Source organism: Candidatus Mycoplasma haematohominis, from assembly GCF_902712995.1.
Lineage (GTDB): Bacteria > Bacillota_I > Bacilli_A > Mycoplasmatales > Mycoplasmoidaceae > Eperythrozoon_B > Eperythrozoon_B haematohominis.
The window spans coordinates 151065-167679 of record NZ_CACTIB010000008.1 but is presented as its reverse complement, the minus strand read 5'-3'; the positions used below and the strand labels follow the sequence as shown (position 1 = coordinate 167679).

The 16615-nt window shown below is 30.7% G+C and carries 12 protein-coding genes and 2 tRNA genes; 3 read left to right on the top strand and 11 right to left on the bottom strand.

Annotated elements, in window-relative coordinates:
• From H6411_RS01570 to pheS, 7 genes are all read right to left on the bottom strand, one after another.
• Nucleotides 1-76: transfer RNA gene (locus tag H6411_RS01570), tRNA-Ala, on the bottom strand.
• 6 nt (nucleotides 77-82) lie between these two features.
• Nucleotides 83-157 (bottom strand) — tRNA-Ile (locus H6411_RS01565).
• A 25-nt stretch (nucleotides 158-182) separates the two neighbouring features.
• Nucleotides 183-1751 carry an ABC transporter ATP-binding protein gene (locus tag H6411_RS01560; protein ID WP_246307721.1) on the bottom strand — a complete coding sequence of 523 codons (1569 nt, stop codon included), beginning with the start codon at nucleotides 1749-1751 and terminating at the stop codon, nucleotides 183-185.
• A 115-nt stretch (nucleotides 1752-1866) separates the two neighbouring features.
• Nucleotides 1867-2862, bottom strand: a complete 996-nt coding sequence (locus H6411_RS01555; protein WP_246307720.1) for an ABC transporter ATP-binding protein — start codon at nucleotides 2860-2862, stop codon at nucleotides 1867-1869.
• Nucleotides 2852-3307: a hypothetical protein gene (locus H6411_RS05855; RefSeq protein ID WP_246307719.1), complete on the bottom strand. Its 456-nt coding sequence runs from the start codon at nucleotides 3305-3307 to the stop codon at nucleotides 2852-2854. The genes H6411_RS01555 and H6411_RS05855 overlap by 11 nt, the downstream gene beginning before the upstream one ends.
• Nucleotides 3307-5202: a phenylalanine--tRNA ligase subunit beta-related protein gene (locus H6411_RS01550; protein ID WP_216082887.1), complete on the bottom strand. Its 1896-nt coding sequence runs from the start codon at nucleotides 5200-5202 to the stop codon at nucleotides 3307-3309. Before H6411_RS01550 ends, H6411_RS05855 begins: the two co-directional genes overlap by 1 nt.
• Before the next feature lie 4 nt (nucleotides 5203-5206).
• Entirely contained in the window at nucleotides 5207-6220 is a 1014-nt protein-coding gene (gene pheS / locus H6411_RS01545) for a phenylalanine--tRNA ligase subunit alpha (protein WP_216082886.1), read from the bottom strand.
• A 79-nt stretch (nucleotides 6221-6299) separates the two neighbouring features.
• Between pheS and H6411_RS01540 the strand changes: the two genes are divergently transcribed.
• The gene (locus H6411_RS01540; RefSeq protein WP_216082885.1) at nucleotides 6300-6719 is read left to right on the top strand and encodes a hypothetical protein; all 420 of its coding nucleotides are present in this window, start codon (nucleotides 6300-6302) and stop codon (nucleotides 6717-6719) included.
• Here the strand turns inward: H6411_RS01540 and alaS are convergent.
• Together alaS and mnmA are read right to left on the bottom strand one after the other, a co-directional pair.
• Nucleotides 6711-9278 carry an alanine--tRNA ligase gene (gene alaS / locus H6411_RS01535; RefSeq protein ID WP_216082884.1) on the bottom strand — a complete coding sequence of 856 codons (2568 nt, stop codon included), beginning with the start codon at nucleotides 9276-9278 and terminating at the stop codon, nucleotides 6711-6713. The two genes, H6411_RS01540 and alaS, sit on opposite strands and share 9 nt — an antisense overlap.
• Before the next feature lie 160 nt (nucleotides 9279-9438).
• Nucleotides 9439-10545: a tRNA 2-thiouridine(34) synthase MnmA gene (gene mnmA / locus H6411_RS01530; RefSeq protein ID WP_216082883.1), complete on the bottom strand. Its 1107-nt coding sequence runs from the start codon at nucleotides 10543-10545 to the stop codon at nucleotides 9439-9441.
• A 32-nt stretch (nucleotides 10546-10577) separates the two neighbouring features.
• On the opposite strand from mnmA, the gene ligA reads away from it, so the two are divergent.
• Together ligA and asnS are read left to right on the top strand one after the other, a co-directional pair.
• Complete coding sequence (gene ligA, locus H6411_RS01525; RefSeq protein ID WP_216082882.1) at nucleotides 10578-12584, top strand: NAD-dependent DNA ligase LigA; 2007 nt, start codon at nucleotides 10578-10580, stop codon at nucleotides 12582-12584.
• Nucleotides 12585-12658: 74 nt separating this feature from the next.
• Complete coding sequence (gene asnS / locus H6411_RS01520) at nucleotides 12659-13981, top strand: asparagine--tRNA ligase (protein WP_216082881.1); 1323 nt, start codon at nucleotides 12659-12661, stop codon at nucleotides 13979-13981.
• Between the two features lie 19 nt (nucleotides 13982-14000).
• On the opposite strand, the gene nrdE is transcribed toward asnS, so the two are convergent.
• Both nrdE and nrdI read right to left on the bottom strand, forming a co-directional pair.
• Nucleotides 14001-16106 (bottom strand): class 1b ribonucleoside-diphosphate reductase subunit alpha, encoded by a 2106-nt coding sequence (nrdE, locus tag H6411_RS01515; protein WP_216082880.1) that lies wholly within the window; start codon nucleotides 16104-16106, stop codon nucleotides 14001-14003.
• Between the two features lie 98 nt (nucleotides 16107-16204).
• On the bottom strand, nucleotides 16205-16576 hold the full coding sequence (gene nrdI, locus H6411_RS01510; RefSeq protein ID WP_216082879.1) for a class Ib ribonucleoside-diphosphate reductase assembly flavoprotein NrdI: 372 nt from the start codon (nucleotides 16574-16576) through the stop codon (nucleotides 16205-16207).
• Between the last annotated feature and the right edge of the window lie 39 nt (nucleotides 16577-16615).

Sequence of the window (16615 nt, the reverse complement as noted above, 5' to 3'; positions counted from 1 at the left end):
TGGTGGAGAGGATGGGTCTCGAACCCACGACCTTATGCTTGCAAAGCATGTGCTCTTCCATCTGAGCTACCCCCCCGAACAATGGTGGAAATAGGCGGGATCGCACCACCGACCTCTCCCTTATCAGGGGAGTGTTCTACTACTGAACTATATTTCCTTTGTTATTCGGTGCCTCTTTTATTTTACAACCCCTCTATTTCTAAAGGGTGTTTAGGATTTGAATTAACAATATCTTTAACTATCCTACCACCCGACACATACAGCACTCTTTTAGCCATTTCAGCAATAAGAGGATTATGTGTAATAACAATCACCGTAGTTTTAGCATATTTGTTGATGTCATAGAAAAAATTAAGAATAGATTTAGTCATGGCGTGATCTATAGCTCCTGTTGGTTCATCAGCTAATAGAATCTGTGGCTTTTTAATCAAAGCTCTAGTAATAGCAACTCTTTGTTGTTGGCCTCCAGAAAGTTGATGAGGATACTTATCTTTATGTTCCATTAAACCTAAAAATTCCATCATGTAATAAAGCTCATCTTTATTTCCTTTAGATAAGAAAATCTCCTTGCATAACTCCTTAAAAAAATCAAACTTACTTTTTATTTGACCCTTTTGCATATGTGAATAAACATTCTTAACTCTTTCTTTCAAAGAAGGATTATCCATGCCTTGCGCGATCGCAATATTCTCAGCAGCTGTTAAATTAGGCAATAAAGCATAATTTTGAAATATATATCCAATTCTCTTTCTTCTGAAATAATTGAGAGCATTATCATCCATCTTAGTAATATCGCAATCGGCTATAACACATGACCCTGTAGTAGGTCTATCTATTCCAGAGAGAATATTCAATAAGGTTGTCTTTCCAGAACCGGAATAACCCAAAATAACAATAAATTCTCCTTTTCTAATTTCCAAATTTATGTCTTTCAGGGCATGAAATATTTCATTCTTAACGTGAAAATATTTATTCACTCCCCTCAACTGAGCAATAAAGCCTTCATCATTCTTTTTTTCATAATCTTCCTTAGAAGAAATGCTCATAGATCTAAGAATTTCCTTACTAATAACAGGATCTATAAAAACATCAGAACTAACTTTTTCCTCCATTCTCAAATTACTAAAAAAGAATTGTTTTCCTTTGAATAATTCTCTTGAATATTTGAAATAAAGAGCAACAATAATAACTACTGAAAAAATATTTAAACCTGCTGTAACTCAACCAGTACTAGTTAAATCTCTGTGATAAACCCTAGTACTCTCTAAACTATTGGAATCAACGTCTAAAGATTTATATAAAAAAGTAAAAATATCATTTCCGCTAGGTTTAGGCACATACAACAAACAAAAAGCAGTTCAAGCAGTAAGAAGGGAAGAGAAAATTCAAAAATAATGTATTCACTTACTAAAAAAAGAAAATTTAAGCCTTAAGTCTGCAGAAACAGTATTTCTTTTGATCAAAGACTCTAACTCAATTAAAAAATTCCTAATCAAAAAAACACAATAACCACCTATAAAAATAACTGAAATAGTTAAACACAAAAATAAATAAGCCTCGTAATTCCAAAAAGGAGGAGAAATATTTACCTTATCTTCCGAACTAACAACATCTGAATCGCTTCCTAAAAGCCTAACAATGTATTGAAATACTGTTTCAAAAACTACAATAACCCCTCTACCTAACTTTTGTTGATTACTAACAGGAAGAAAAATAGAAAAAATAGCCAATATGGCTCATAAAGCTCACAATCAAAAAGAAATTTGAATAAATAAATTTTTATTTCGAATTCAATATCCGAATGGATAATGATTTTTCTTAACTGATTGACTTAATAAATATTCCTTCAAGGAATAGCGAATCCCGCTATGCATCCTTTTTAGCAGAAACTCAAGGTAAATTATCTATATCAACCGGTCGTTGATTTATACATTCAATTATTCTTCCTTTAGCGACCTTTATTTTCTTAGTAGCAATAAGAGAAATAATAGGATTGTGTGTAATCAGAACAATAGTTGTTTTATATTTTTGATTTATATCTTTAAAGACCTTAAGAATGTTTTTAGCTGTATCTTCATCAACAGCGGCAGTAGGCTCATCAGCAAACAAAATTTTAGGATTTTTAATAATTGATTTGACTATAGCTACTCTTTGCTGTTGCCCGCCAGAAAGCTGATTTACATACTTATCTAAATGATCTTCAATTCCTATTAATTCAACCAATTCATCCAAATCCAGTCTTTTATAAACATTCTCTTGCAGAGAAGCGCCTTGCATAATATTTTCTCGAACAGTCAATTCAGGGAGCAATGCATAACTCTGAAAAATAAACGACAAATTATCTTTTCTAAATAGAGTTAATTCTTTTGCAGATAAAGCAATCAAATTATGATTAGCCACTATTACTTGACCATTAGACGGCCTTTCTATTCCAGAAAGAATATTCAGCAGAGTAGACTTTCCGGAACCCGAATAACCTAAAACAACAACAAAATCTCCTTCTTTTATTCTCAGATTAATATCATGCAAAACTTTCACATTTTGCAGAGAAACTGAGTTAGAAAACCACTTAGACGCCCCTTTAACTTCTATTAAATAACCAGGTGAATTCTTTATATATTTAGACTCTCTTCTCTGTGAATTAAGCTTCTTAATGATCCTATAAGTTTGTTTCCTACATTTTTTCTGATATTTATCTTCGCGACTTATAAAGTCATCTTTTCAGCTCTTAAAATTATCGAACAATCTAGCATTGTATTTTTTATGATAATCGCACAAACAACTAGTAACCTCTGCTTCTCCTGGCAGGAATTCTGGTTTCCCATCAAGTTCAACAAATAAGTTTCGGAAATTACTTTTCAAATGTCTTAAAAAAGTCTGAGGCTGATTTTTTAGACTTAGACTGAATTTTCTTAGGAATGTATTCGCACAAGAATTGAGGCGGTTCTCGCAAATCCCTGTGGGGTTTATCTTTGAAGAAATAGATATATTTCTTCTTTCTAAATTCTTTTCTGTAAAAGGCATCGAGATTATCTAAATCAGTATCTTCCGGCAAACCAATTTCAGCAAATATTTTTTTATTAACAAATCTATTTTCATTTCTTTTATCTATTATTCATTTAATTAATAACCTAAATAAATTAAGTGTTTTTCGAACGAAAGGATTCAAAGAATTTTTGTAAATCAAATATCCTTCATTAAATTCCCTAAAAGAATATTTTCTATATTTATCATTTGATTTATGCCTTAAATATCTAGAAACTGCCTGTTGCTTCTTTTTCTCTGTAGATACTCTTCAGCCTAACATTACCTGAGCTTGACTCCATCTACTTTCTCAAGTATTTGATTAATTTCACTTATACTTTGCTGTATCTCTTCGCCAGACAAAGTATTTTCATAAGACTGAAATTTAATTCTTATTAAATAACTAAGAATATCTTCTGTTTCATATTTCTCCACTATTCTTGTGCTAACTAGATATTTACTTCTTAATTCTCCAATTATTTTTCCTATACTCAAGTTCTTAGACTTATCTATCTCCAAAGAAATATCTTTATATGAAGGAGGATACTTGGAAATTCTAAAAGTTTTATTTTTTTTGCAAGGATTGAAAAAAATCTCCATGTAAAAGCCTCACACATTAAAAGGTAAATCAGTTTTTAAATATCCCAAAGAACCAATCTTCATTTGATTTTCTTGTATTTCTAAATAATTAGTTTTGCTAAAAAGATCATCAAAATTTTCGCTCTTTAAAAAACAAAAATTCGAATTCAAATACCTAGATGTTTTCTCTATTAAAGCTTTAATATCGAACAAATCAAATGCTAATTTTGTTTCCCCCAATAAAAACAAATCTCTTTTTTCAGGAATCAAAACATTAAGTATTCATTTAGATTCTCTATTTAAAAATTGTTCTTCAGATATCTCAAAAACAGGTTTCAATTCATTTTTACCTCTATAGTTCCTTTTAATAACTTCCAACAACTCAAACAAAGCATGTTTTCTCAATGAAACATGTTCTTCTGACAGAGGATTATTAACACTTATTTCGTCTATATTTTTTCTATGCAAATTAAAAGTAGTACACTCATAAAAACCCAAACTTCTTCATAACTCTCTTATTTTCTCTACTGCCAATATCTGTTGATTTTTGTTTAAATGTGACAACCCAATAGAACTTGAAATAGGCTTGCTAATTAGATTGTCTCAACCTATAAAACAAACAATTTCATCCACTACATCTCTTTCGGTTTGAATATCTACTCTTCATTCAGGAACTAAAGCATAATCATCTTCCAAAACGAAAAAATCTCCTCTGAATTCACATTCTTTATCTAGCCCTAAAAAATCAAAAATTCTTTTCCTACAAATAGATATTTTCTTAAATTCAAAATCTTCTAATAATTCCTTCTTCAAAAAGCAATCTCTCAGTTTTTTAAAGTACTCTGATTTCTTCCTAATTAACAACTTACTTTCTCCATTGGTTTCATTAAAAATCAAATACAAATATCTATCTATACTTACTTCTCTCTGATTATTGACTAATAAAGCTCTCTTCAAAAATCAAATATCTTTTAAATCTTGATAAAAAGTTCCGTTTTTCAAATCATTTTTACCTTTTCCTAACAATTTACAAAGCTCTCTAGATAAACCTCAAACAGAATGCAAATCCCCTCTATTAGCTGGTATAGATAAATCAAAAATTCAATCATCCAACCAAAGATCGGATGGTTCAAATGGCTTAGAAGTGTCTCAAAATTCAGAAAATTCTATTATCTGTCCCTTTTCAAACGGATTTTCAAATATAGCCTTTAATAAATTTGATTTATACAATTCTGTATATCCACAAATCATTCCATAAGAAACAATCCCCCAAGACTCAAATTTTCTCTCAGATATAACAAAATCTCCATTAAGTAATTTAGCTCCAGGAAGAGCAACCAAAACTTTTATTCCTTCTCTAACATTGCTAGCTCCGCAAACAATACTAAATCTTTCTTTTTTAAAAGGAATAAATACCTGACAAAGATTCAATTTATCACTATTTCCAACTTTTTCTACTTTTTCAATGACGCCATAGTAAATCCCACTAGGAGCAACTATCTTCTCACATTTTTCTACCTCAATTCCGCTTCTAAAAAAAACCTTAGATATTTCCTCTAAAGAAAAATCTTTAATAGCAGGAAAAAACTCTGCTAGCAAATTTCTACTTACAATCATCTAAACAATTACACTTCAAAAATTCAAAATTATTCTCATATAAATATCTAATATCTGAAATCTCATACTTAATCAAAGCCAATCTTTCTAAACCTAATCCTCCTGCCAAACACTCATATTCTTCTGAAAAACCAGCTTCACTCAATATTTCTCTTCTAAACAAACCAGCGCCCAAAATCTCTATTCAACCTGAACCTCCACATATAGAGCAATTACTCTCTTCTCCGCAATTACACCTCATATCTAACTCAACTGACGGTTGCGTAAAAGGAAAATAAGAATTTCTAAATCTAAACTCTTTAGATTTTCCAAACAAAGAGGAAAATAAGAATTCCAAAAAATTTTTTAAGTTCGAAACTGTAAGTCCTTTTTGCAATCACAAAAAATCTAACTGAGAAAACTGATGAGTATGTCTAGAAGTCTCATCATCTCTTCTATAAACAGATCCAATAGTAGCTAACCTAACATTCTCAAGATTCTTATCTATTTTCTTTAAATAGTTAATCGAATGAACAGTACAATGAGGTCTCAATAACCTTTCAGAATCTATATAAAAAGTTTCAAGGGGAGATCTAGAAGGATGATCATCAGGAACTTTTAGATTTTCAAAATTTTCTTCTACAGTAACTATCTCCTTCCCGCTTTCAATAAAAAAACCTAGATTATTAAATATCTCTATTAATTGACTTCTAATAGCGCAAAGAGGATTAAAAGAAGAATCTAAAAAGTCGTAATTAGATACTGACAAATCCAAATTCTTAACTTTTTCAACTCTTAACCCTAATTCCAATCTATTTTTAATTTGATTAAATATCTCATTCCCTTGATTCTTAAGAACATTTAATTTCTTCCCGATATCTCTTTTTTCTTCATTAGAAGCTGCAAGTAACTGATTTTGAATAGGCAATATAAACTCATCATTTCATTTTTTTTTAACATCTAAAGCCTCTTGAGTAGATTTAGCTAACAAAAGCCTTCTCTCTAATTCTCCTATTGCCATCTAATTTAAGTAACCTAAGTTAAATCTTAATTTTGATCTCTTATTTGCCTATTTAAAATTTAAAATTCTTAATCCGAATATGGCTATTAACAACAAACTAAAAATCTACCTTGGAACAGGAGGAATTATTGCGGCATTAATAGGGGGGGTAGGTTATCTTTACTCAAACAAAATACCTGTATTAAATTACGAAGGACTTAAGACCAGAAATAGTAGTAATTCAAAAGTTAATTGAGCAGAAAGCAAAAGCGATTCATTTGTAGAAGAAAGAAAAGTAGACAATAAAAGATGATGAAATTGGTCTTATGAAAACAGATGAAAAGGCACAACTCCAAAGAGCAATCTTTTTAAAAATATAGATGGAGGATTTGGAGCGTACGATTTAAATTCTCCCTTAAACAGGGCTTGTTATCTGGTTTATAAGAAAACATCTCCAAGCCTTCAAGAAAAAGAAGACGCTTGAAGATACTGTTCTGTTCCTGGACAATCTCTATCTTAAAAATTCAATCAATAAGTTTTTAAAGTTTTCTCCATAAAACATACCACTACCAAAATTTGAACTTCCGCCGCACTTACACCCTACTTCTCTCAATTTAACAAACAAACTATTCAAATCTATATTGTTGCTAGCAGCAAAAAATCTAAATCCTTCCCCTTCTTTAAAGAAGAGAATAACTATCTGATTCTGAATGTAATTCCTTAAATCCTTAAAAGTAGCCATAGCCACATCAGATCTAGTTTCTTTTTCCAAAATCTTTACTTTATTTAAAGACTCTTCCGAGCTCAAAAGTTGTTCAAGTAACATTTTCTTATCTTCTAAAAAAGCCTCTTTTTCTTTCTGTAGTCTTTCCTTTTCAAGTTTCTCCTTATTCTGCAAATTATCTAAAAATTTATTCTTATCCTTAATTTCAGATGAAGCTAAAAACAACTCAATTTCTGCTTGTCCAGTTATTACTTCAAACTTATAAATATCTTTCTGTTCTTTCTTAAAAGAAACAATCAAAGCCTCCTCTATTTGAGAAGTATTATCAACATGAGTTCCAATACACAACTCAGTACCATAATTTCCAATATCTACAAATCTCAAACGATCATAATTTTTCTCATAAATTTCCTCAAATTTACCTACTATTCCTTTTGATTTCGCTTGTTGTAAATTTCCTCAATAAGTATTAACTACAATCGATTCTTTAATTGCTTTGTTCAATTCATCATTAATTAAAAACAAATCAAAATTTTCTTTTTGAACCTTAGAAGGTACTTGAATTGATAAATTAAAAACTTGATCATTCTTCATCCCAGAATGCCTGGTAATTTCAGAATTAATTTTCTTTTTTAATATTGAATAAAGCAAATGCTCTGATGTATGATTCCTCTCAATTTTCAACCTCCTAGGCATATTCAATAGAACAAATGAACTAGAAATAATACTTTTTCAATTATCAAAATCAGGAACTACTATTCGATGAAGTATTTGCTCATTTGGGGCTTTAATAGTTTCTTGTATAGAAACGCAAAAATTACGAGAAATATCTCAAATAGAACCTTCGTCACTAACTTGACCAGCTGCTTCAGGAAAAATAACCGTCTCTTCCAAAACAACATATATCTCTGATCCAACAAGAACCTTTTCTATATCCTCTACTTTCTTAAAGTGCTGATCATAGGCACAAATAATCTTTGTCTCTATCGATTCTGCTCGATAATTAAATTTCGTTGGCAATGACTCCAACAACAAGTCTGGCGCCTGTTTAGAAAAAGCAGAAGTAATTTTCTTATTAAAAGATTTCTGTTTATGTTCAACTCATAATTTCTCATATTCTTCTTCCGAAAATACTCTCTCTTGCTGAGACAAAGCGGTCTTAACCATATTTAAAGATAAGCCGTGTCTAGTAACTAAATTAAATACCTCCTGTGCAGGAATTTCTTTTTCATATTTATCCAGAATTTCTATCAAAAACTTCTGAAATATATCTTGAATAACATGCAATGTATGGCCTTCAACCATCATTTCAGAGGCTAAAAATTTCAACTCATGCTCATCTAAACTTGGATAAAAATTCAAAGTCTCATCAATAACTTTTATTAAAGATAAAAAAAATCCGAAATTTGCTTTCCAACTTGAATCTTTTTGTATTGATAAATAAGCTGTTCTAAATATCTTCCTAAGAACATACTCTCTACCTTTATTTCCAAACTTGACACCTTCTTTCAACAATAGAAATGAAGTGCGAAAATAATCTGCTGACGCCCACAATTTTTTTCGTTCTGAAATTCCAGTTTCATTTACCAAAAAATCAATAATCGGCTGAAAAAGAGTGGTTTCAAAATTATTTGATTTATTCTGCAAAATAGCCAATAACCTCTCCAAACCAGCCCCTGTATCTAGATTCTTAGTAGGAGATTCTTTTATTACTCCATCTACATTCAAAAAATCACTGAATACTAAATTTCAAATTTCAAGATACCTATTATTTTCAATGTCGTATCTCAGTAAATCTAAGCCTTTTTTATTTAAGTCATGCTCTTCCCCTTTGTCATAGTAAATTTCAGTGCAAGGCCCGCAAGGACCTACACCCATATCCCAAAAATTAGTATCTTTTCCGCATTTAACTATTCTCTCTTCGCTTCCAAAAATACTTTTCCAAACCTCGTATGCATCCTCGTCTTTTTCAAAAACAGTTACATAAAGTTTCGAAGGATCTATCTGATATTCAACGGTCAACAACTCTCAAGCCAATTCTATTGCTTCTTTTCTAGAAGCATTGCCAATAGAAAAATTTCCAAGCATTTCAAAATATGTATGGTGTCTAAATGATTCTCCGATTGAATCTATATCCCCTGTTCTTATTACCTTCTGCGCGCTAACCAACTTATCTCCAGGTCTACTAATATCCCCACAGAAATAAGACTTAATAGCAGCTACGCCTGAATTAATAAATAAAAGCGATTTATCAGAAGGTGGAGGTATTACGGATCTATTAGATACGTCTTTATACCCTTTCTTCTCAAAAAAATTAATTCAAGTCTCTCTTACTTTTTTTGCCGTCCATTCCATTACCAAACAGTTCTGATTTTAAAAATCAAATTTATTTTTACAAGTGCCAAACAAGCACAAAAATTCAGACTTTATCAAGAACTAAAAATAATCACTTAAATCCCTACTTTAAACAAAATCATAGCATCCACAAACCTTATAAATATCGTTTGCAAAATCTTTATTTATGGTCAAAGTATATTCCCATACCTAAACACTTAATTGAATCTCCCATCTCGTAAAAAACAATAGCCTGGCCAGGAGAAGTGACATACATTTTTTCATGCTCCATAAGACACTCAAAATCATCTATTTCCAAAATTCTTGCCTTAAAAAATTTTGGACTATGTCTAGCCTTAACATAAACATCATCACCAATATTTAATTTCTTATCTTTATTTATTCAATGTAATTTTTTACATCTTGTTAAAGACTTATGTAAGTATTTAGGAATAGCTGACTTTCTACACAAATAAACAATATTCTTCTCCACATCTTTTCCGCAAACATAATATTTCTCCTCATATCCTTTCAAAAATAAACCCTCCCTTTGATGTAATACATATAAATGAGTTCCTCTATGTTTTCCCAAAATTTCATTAGTTTCAATATCCACTAAATTTCCCTCTTTCTCTTCTATGTAATTACTTAAAAAATCTCGATAATTCCTCTTACCTATAAAGCAAATGCCAACAGAATCCTTTTTATCTCAAGTAAAAATTCCTATTTGTTTAGCTATTTCTCTTATTTCTTCTTTAGAAGTAAATTCCGCAAGAGGAAAGATAACTTTAGATAATTTTTGCTCTGTCAACGCACTTAAAAAATAAGTTTGATCTTTAAACTTATTAGAACAAACGCCTAAATAATACCTGTTATTTTCCTGTATTATTTTTGCTCAATGGCCAGTAGCTAACTTTATGTCTTTTCCAAAATCCTCAACAACCTTATCAAACAGAACCCCAAATTTGATGTGATAATTACAAAAAATATCGGGATTAGTATTCAGATTTTCTTCAAGAGAATCTATATAAGGAATAAATACTTTCTCTCAATATTCAGGAACAAAAGTGTACACGTGTAAAGGGATATTCAATGTATCGCATATTCTTTTTACGTCTTCTAAATCCCTTTTCCCACTGCAGCCTTTTTCACTTCTAATCAAACCTTCGTTTAATTCAACATCCCAATTTTGCATATGAACTCCAATAACTTCATAATTCTGCTTCTTCAACAAAAATGCAGCTACTGCAGAATCAACACCTCCTGACAAAGCAATTATCACCTTCATACATTTATTATTTATTTATTGAAATTTAGAACATGTCTACACTAGAAGAAAAAATAAAAACTCTGAGAGATGAGCTTAAAAAACTAGAGGAAGCATACTACTCAGGTTTAGGAGATTTAGAGAGTGATGACATATACGACTACAAATTAAAAGAATTAATAGAACTAGAAAAGCAAAACCCAGAATTAATAACTCCAGATTCCCCCACCCAAAGAGTAGGTTTCTATAACTCAGGAGAAATAAATGTTGAACATGAAATTCCTATGCTATCTCTAAACAACATATTTAATTTTGAAGATTTAGACTTATTTTTTATTCATTGTGAAGAAATAACTTCTGCCAAAAATTTCGAATATGTTTTCGAACCAAAAATAGATGGAGCTTCAATAAGCCTATTCTATGAAAATGGCTTTTTAAAAAGAGCATTAAGTAGAGGAGATGGAAAAAAAGGAGAGGATCTAACAAACAAAATAATCTATGTAGATTCCGTACCTTTAAGGATATTAAGCAAAAAGCCAATTCCAGAAAAACTAATAATAAGAGGAGAAATATATGTAACTAAAAGTGATTTTGAAAAAATAAAAAATTCAGGAGAAAAAACTTTTGCTAACCACAGAAACTATGTAGCCGGAACCCTAAGACTAAAGGAAGCAGGAAAAATAAAAGGAAAAAAATTAAGACTAAGAGCCTATCAGATCTTAAATTCAGAATCTTTAGGTCTAAAAAAACAAAGTGAAGTTTTAGAAACGCTGGGAAAATTAGGTTTTGAATGTCATGAAAAATTAATAGTACTTTCAGACAAGGAAGAAATATTTAAATACATAAAGGATTTTGGAGAAAACAAATCTAAATCAAACATACCCTATGATGGCCTAGTAATAAAAGTAAACGATCTAGGAATATTAGATGAAATAGGGTATACAAGTAAATTTCCTAAATGAGCTGTAGCCTACAAATATCCTTCACTAATAAAAGAAAGTAAATTGCTAAGCATATTTGCAACAGTAGGTAGAACAGGAAAAATTACTTATTCAGCACAAATAGAGCCAGTTGAAATAGAAGGAAGCGTAATTCAATATGCAACATTACATAACGCTAAATACATACAAGATCTAGATTTAAGAATTGGAGATTACGTAACAATTTACAAATCAGGCGAAGTAGTTCCAAAGATAGTAGGGTACAACAAAGAAAAAAGAGAAGAAGATTTACCAAAATGAGAAATCACAGATAAATGTCCTAGTTGTGAATCTTTATTAGAAGAAAGAGAACAATTAACTACTCAATTCTGTGTAAATGAAAACTGCACAGAAAAAAAATATGCCAGACTAGCTCACTGATGCTCGAGAGAAGCGGCAGATATAGAGGGCTTAAGCATTCACATAATAGTTAAGTTACACAAATTAGGAATACTCGATGAAATAACAGATATCTACAAAATAAAAGACAAAAAACAAGAAATAATAGAGGCAGATATCAAAATAAAAGAAAAGTCTTTTAATAACCTAATTGAAGCAATAGAAAAAAGCAAAGATAGAGAATGAACCAACCTTCTATTCGGTTTAGGAATAACTTTCATAGGGGAAGAAGCGACACAAAATATAGGTCAGATCTATCCAAATATAAACGCTCTTTTAGACACAAATATAGAATCTCTTAGACAAGTTACCGGAATTGGAGAAAAAGGAGCTGAATCTATATTCAATTGAATAAATCAGGAAAAAAATAGGCAACTTATAAAAGAACTACAAGAATTCGGGCTATTTAAAAATACAGAATTTAATCCATCTAAAGAAACTATAAAAGAAAGCTTTATTACTGGAAAAAGAATAGTCATTACAGGAAAACTAAGTAAACCTAGAAATGAATTCTCAAAACTACTTTCTAAGAAATACGGAGCAATAATACAAAACAATATCAGCTCTAATACAGATATCTTGATAGCAGGTGAAGAAGCTGGTTCTAAATTGGCAAAAGCAGAAGAAAAAGAAATACAAATACTTACAGAGGAAGAAATATTGCAACAATTAGGAGAATAATAAGTGTTGCTTTTTTTAAAAGAAAATATTTATAGCAAGAAAAACAAAATTAACATTTGTAAAAAAGGATTGAAATGTCACATACAACAGAACACCTAATAAACATAAAGAAAATACTAAAAGGAGATAAGTTGGGTGAAGAATTAACCATAAGAGGTTGAGTAAAAAGTCACCAATTACACGGAAAAACTATTTCTTTCATCAGAATAAACGATGGAAGTACGTTTGAAAACTTACAGATAACTTATAGAAAACCAATAACAGATATAAGCATAGGAAGTGCTATTGAAGCCCATGGCAAAGTAGTTGCATCAAAAGGAGAAAAACAAGACTATGAGTTTGCTGCAGACAAATTAACAGTAATCAGAAGATCAGAAGAATTTCCAATTCAAAAGAAAGGACATTCATTTGAATATTTGAGAGAAATAGCGCACATAAGACATAGAACTGGCATATTCACAGCCGTTAACGCAATAAAAAATGGTCTTAACCATTACATTCATAAATTTTTCTATGATGAGGGTTTCTTCTGAATACAAGCGCCAATAATAACTGGAAATAACTGCGAAGGAGGAGCAGAAGCATTCGTAATTTCTGACTCAGAAAAATTTTTCAAAAAGAAAGCTTTGTTAAGTGTTAGTGGCCAATTTCATGCAGAAGCGTTAGCTTTAGGCTTGCACAAAGTCTACACATTTGGACCTACTTTCAGAGCAGAAAAATCTAATACATCTAACCACTTAGCCGAATTCTGAATGATAGAACCAGAAATAGCCTTTTGTGATCTAAACGAATTGATGCACATAATGGAGCATTTCATGAAAACCGTAATAAAAGGAATTATGAAAGATTTCAAAACAGAATTACTATTCTTAAGCGAAAGACTGCCAGATAATTTAAAGCTTCTTGAGAAACTAGATCACCTAGTTAAAAGAGACTTCGAAAGATTAGAATACAAAGACGCAATCGAGATCCTGAAGAAAGGTTCATTTGAAGTAAGTTTTGGAGATGACTTGAGTTCAGAACAAGAAAAATATATAACTGAAACTTTCGATAAGCCAGTATTCGTATACAACTATCCTAAAAAAATTAAATCTTTCTACATGAAAGAAGTAGATGGAATAGTAGTAAGTTCAGTAGATTTATTAGTTCCAGGTGTAGGGGAATTAATGGGAGGGTCAGAAAGAGAAAGTACTCTTGATTTAATAGAACAAAAAGCTAGAGAGAAAGAAATATCAATAGATTGCTTAAGTTGATATGTTCAACTAAGAAGATATGGATATCACTCTTCAGCAGGATTTGGATGCGGCTTTGAGAGACTAGTTCTTTACGCTACCGGATTAAAAAACATAAAAGATGCTATTACTTACCCTAGATGTTACAATCAACTGGATTATTAATCCTTTTTTAGAACAACTTTTAAACTGAACAGGCAATACACTCTTCTATTTCTAAATTCTTAGTTCTTGTATAGTAAAGAGACTTCAATCCTTTATTTCAAGCATACAAATACAACTTAATTAATTCTCTGGTTGAAGTTTTATTGGTTACGTACAAGATTGTAGAAATACCTTGATCTACATGCTTCTGAATAGTAGAAACCAAATCAATTATTTTTGTCTGGTCAAGGGTATAAGCTGTTTTGTAATAAAAAAGAGTACTCTTATCCAAGAAAGGCATAGGATAATAAGTTAAAGAATTCCCATACAACCTAGTCTCTATCAAATCCACTATTGGTCCAACAGAAGAAGTAGAATTCTGAACATAACTAATAGTTTGAGTTGGAGCAATAGCCATTCTATAAGCATTAAATAAACCATATTTTTCTACAAACGTTTTTAAATTTGCTCAATCCTCTTTCGTAGGCAACTTCATGCCCTCAAATAATTCCTTAACCTTTTGCGATTTAGGCAAGAAATCATTCTCTAAATATTGCTTCCAATAATTTCCATTAGCATATTCAGACTTTTCAAAACCCTTAAAAGTTTGCCCTCTTTCTTTAGCTATATTTGCGCTAGACAATATAGAGTAATAATTAATTGCAGCAAACAAAACATCAGCAAACTCTATAGTAAGAGGATCATCGTAACCTATTTTGTTTTTGGCCAAAAATCCAGCCAAATTCATAGCTCCCAATCCAACAGAATGTAATTCTTTATTAGCTTTTAAAACACCAGGAGCATTCACAATCTTAGTTATGTCGGAAACAGCTGTAAGTGCTCTCATAGCAACATCAACCACTTCCTGTAAATTCTTATCTCCCTCAAAAAGAGAATGAATATTAAGAGATCCTAAATTGCAAGAAACATCATACTTAATATCATCTGGTTCACCATAATCCTTAATATTTGAAACCTCCTGTATTTGAAATATCTCTGTACAAAGATTACTCATCCCTATCTTTCCAATCTCTTTAAGAGGATTGTTTTTATTTGCCGTATCTACAAAAATTAAGTAAGGATAACCAGATTCAAACTGTATACGAGCTATCAAATTCAACATACTTCTAGCAGAAATAGATTTCTTAATAACGTCTTTATCGGCGGCCAACTTTTCATATCATTCGTTCATATCTATATCTGATATAGAAACCCCATATTTTCTAAAAATGGAATGCGGCTCAAACATATAAAGATCTTCGCCTTTCTTGCAAAGTTCAATAAATTTATCAGGCACTATCAAACCAATTGAAAGTGTTTGAATCCTAGATTTTTCATCTGCATTAATTTTTTTACAGTCCAAGAAATCAATAACATCCATATGAAAAATATTCAAGAAAGCAGCTCCTGCACCTCTTCTTTGTCCCAACTGATCTGCATAATCAAAAACATTCTCAAGTATCTTCATAACCGGAATTATTCCAGAAGCTGCAGCAGCTATATTCTTAATTCTTGCCCCCCTAGCTCTTAAACGACTCAAATTAATTGATACTCCTCCGCCAAGTTTTGACAATTGAATAGAAGTAGAAATAATGAAATTAATGGAATTTATAGAATCATCCATTTCCAATAAAAAACAAGAAACCAACTCTCCAGATCTTTTCTTACCTGCATTTGAAAAACTAGGAGTTGCTGGTTGATACTTCTGCTCAATCATTACCTTCGCTAACCTCTTAGCGAAAGCAAAATTACCTTTTCCTAAAAATAAAGCGCATGCAATTATTCTGTCTTCATATTTCTCTAAAAATTTCTTCTTATCATCAGTCTTAAGAACATAGCTATCATAAAACTTCTTAATGGCCATATAACTGGAAAACTTAAATTTGTAACCATAAACAAAATCAATTATCTCTTTAACTTGCTCTTCCTCATACCCCTGCATCAAATCTTCAACATAAAAATTATTCTCTATCAATCACTTAATCTTGTCTATACCGAATAAATCTATCTCTAAATTTTCATTTACATAAGATTCGAATTCTTGAATGGCTTCCTTGTCATATTCCAACCTAAAAAAACCATCAGAATTTCTAAGAGTTATCCTGCTGTTTAACTCCAAGGACTTTCTCAACCTATCCCCTTCCATAACCCCTAAACAATAATAAAAAAATGAAAATTCTCAAGTAGTATTTTATGTGTGTCAAAGTTAATTCGACGCTCTCGAAGAATCTTTATTTAAAGAATTTAAGAAAATAATTCTTTGTATTTTTTTTTGAATCTTTCTATCTCTTTATCACTTCCTGCTAATTCAAATTTAGCCAATAATTCAACTCCGTACTTTATAGATATTTTTTCTGCAGCTAAACAAAAATTAGCTCCAAAGTTTCTATTGCCGCTTCCTGCTACTCCTTTTAAATATTTATGATTAATTTTTAAAAAATCATCAACTACTTTTGGTATTGAACCCAACATATCTGTATAAGTAAATAAACAATACTCTTCGTTAATAACTCCTGAATATCCATTCGATATATTCAAAAGTTGTTCTTCAGGCAAATTCAACTTTTGAACTATCCTCTCAATATTATTAGTTCTTGAAGCATAAACTAATTTCATAGATTATTTAGCAATACAAATTTCAAAAAATTTAACTTC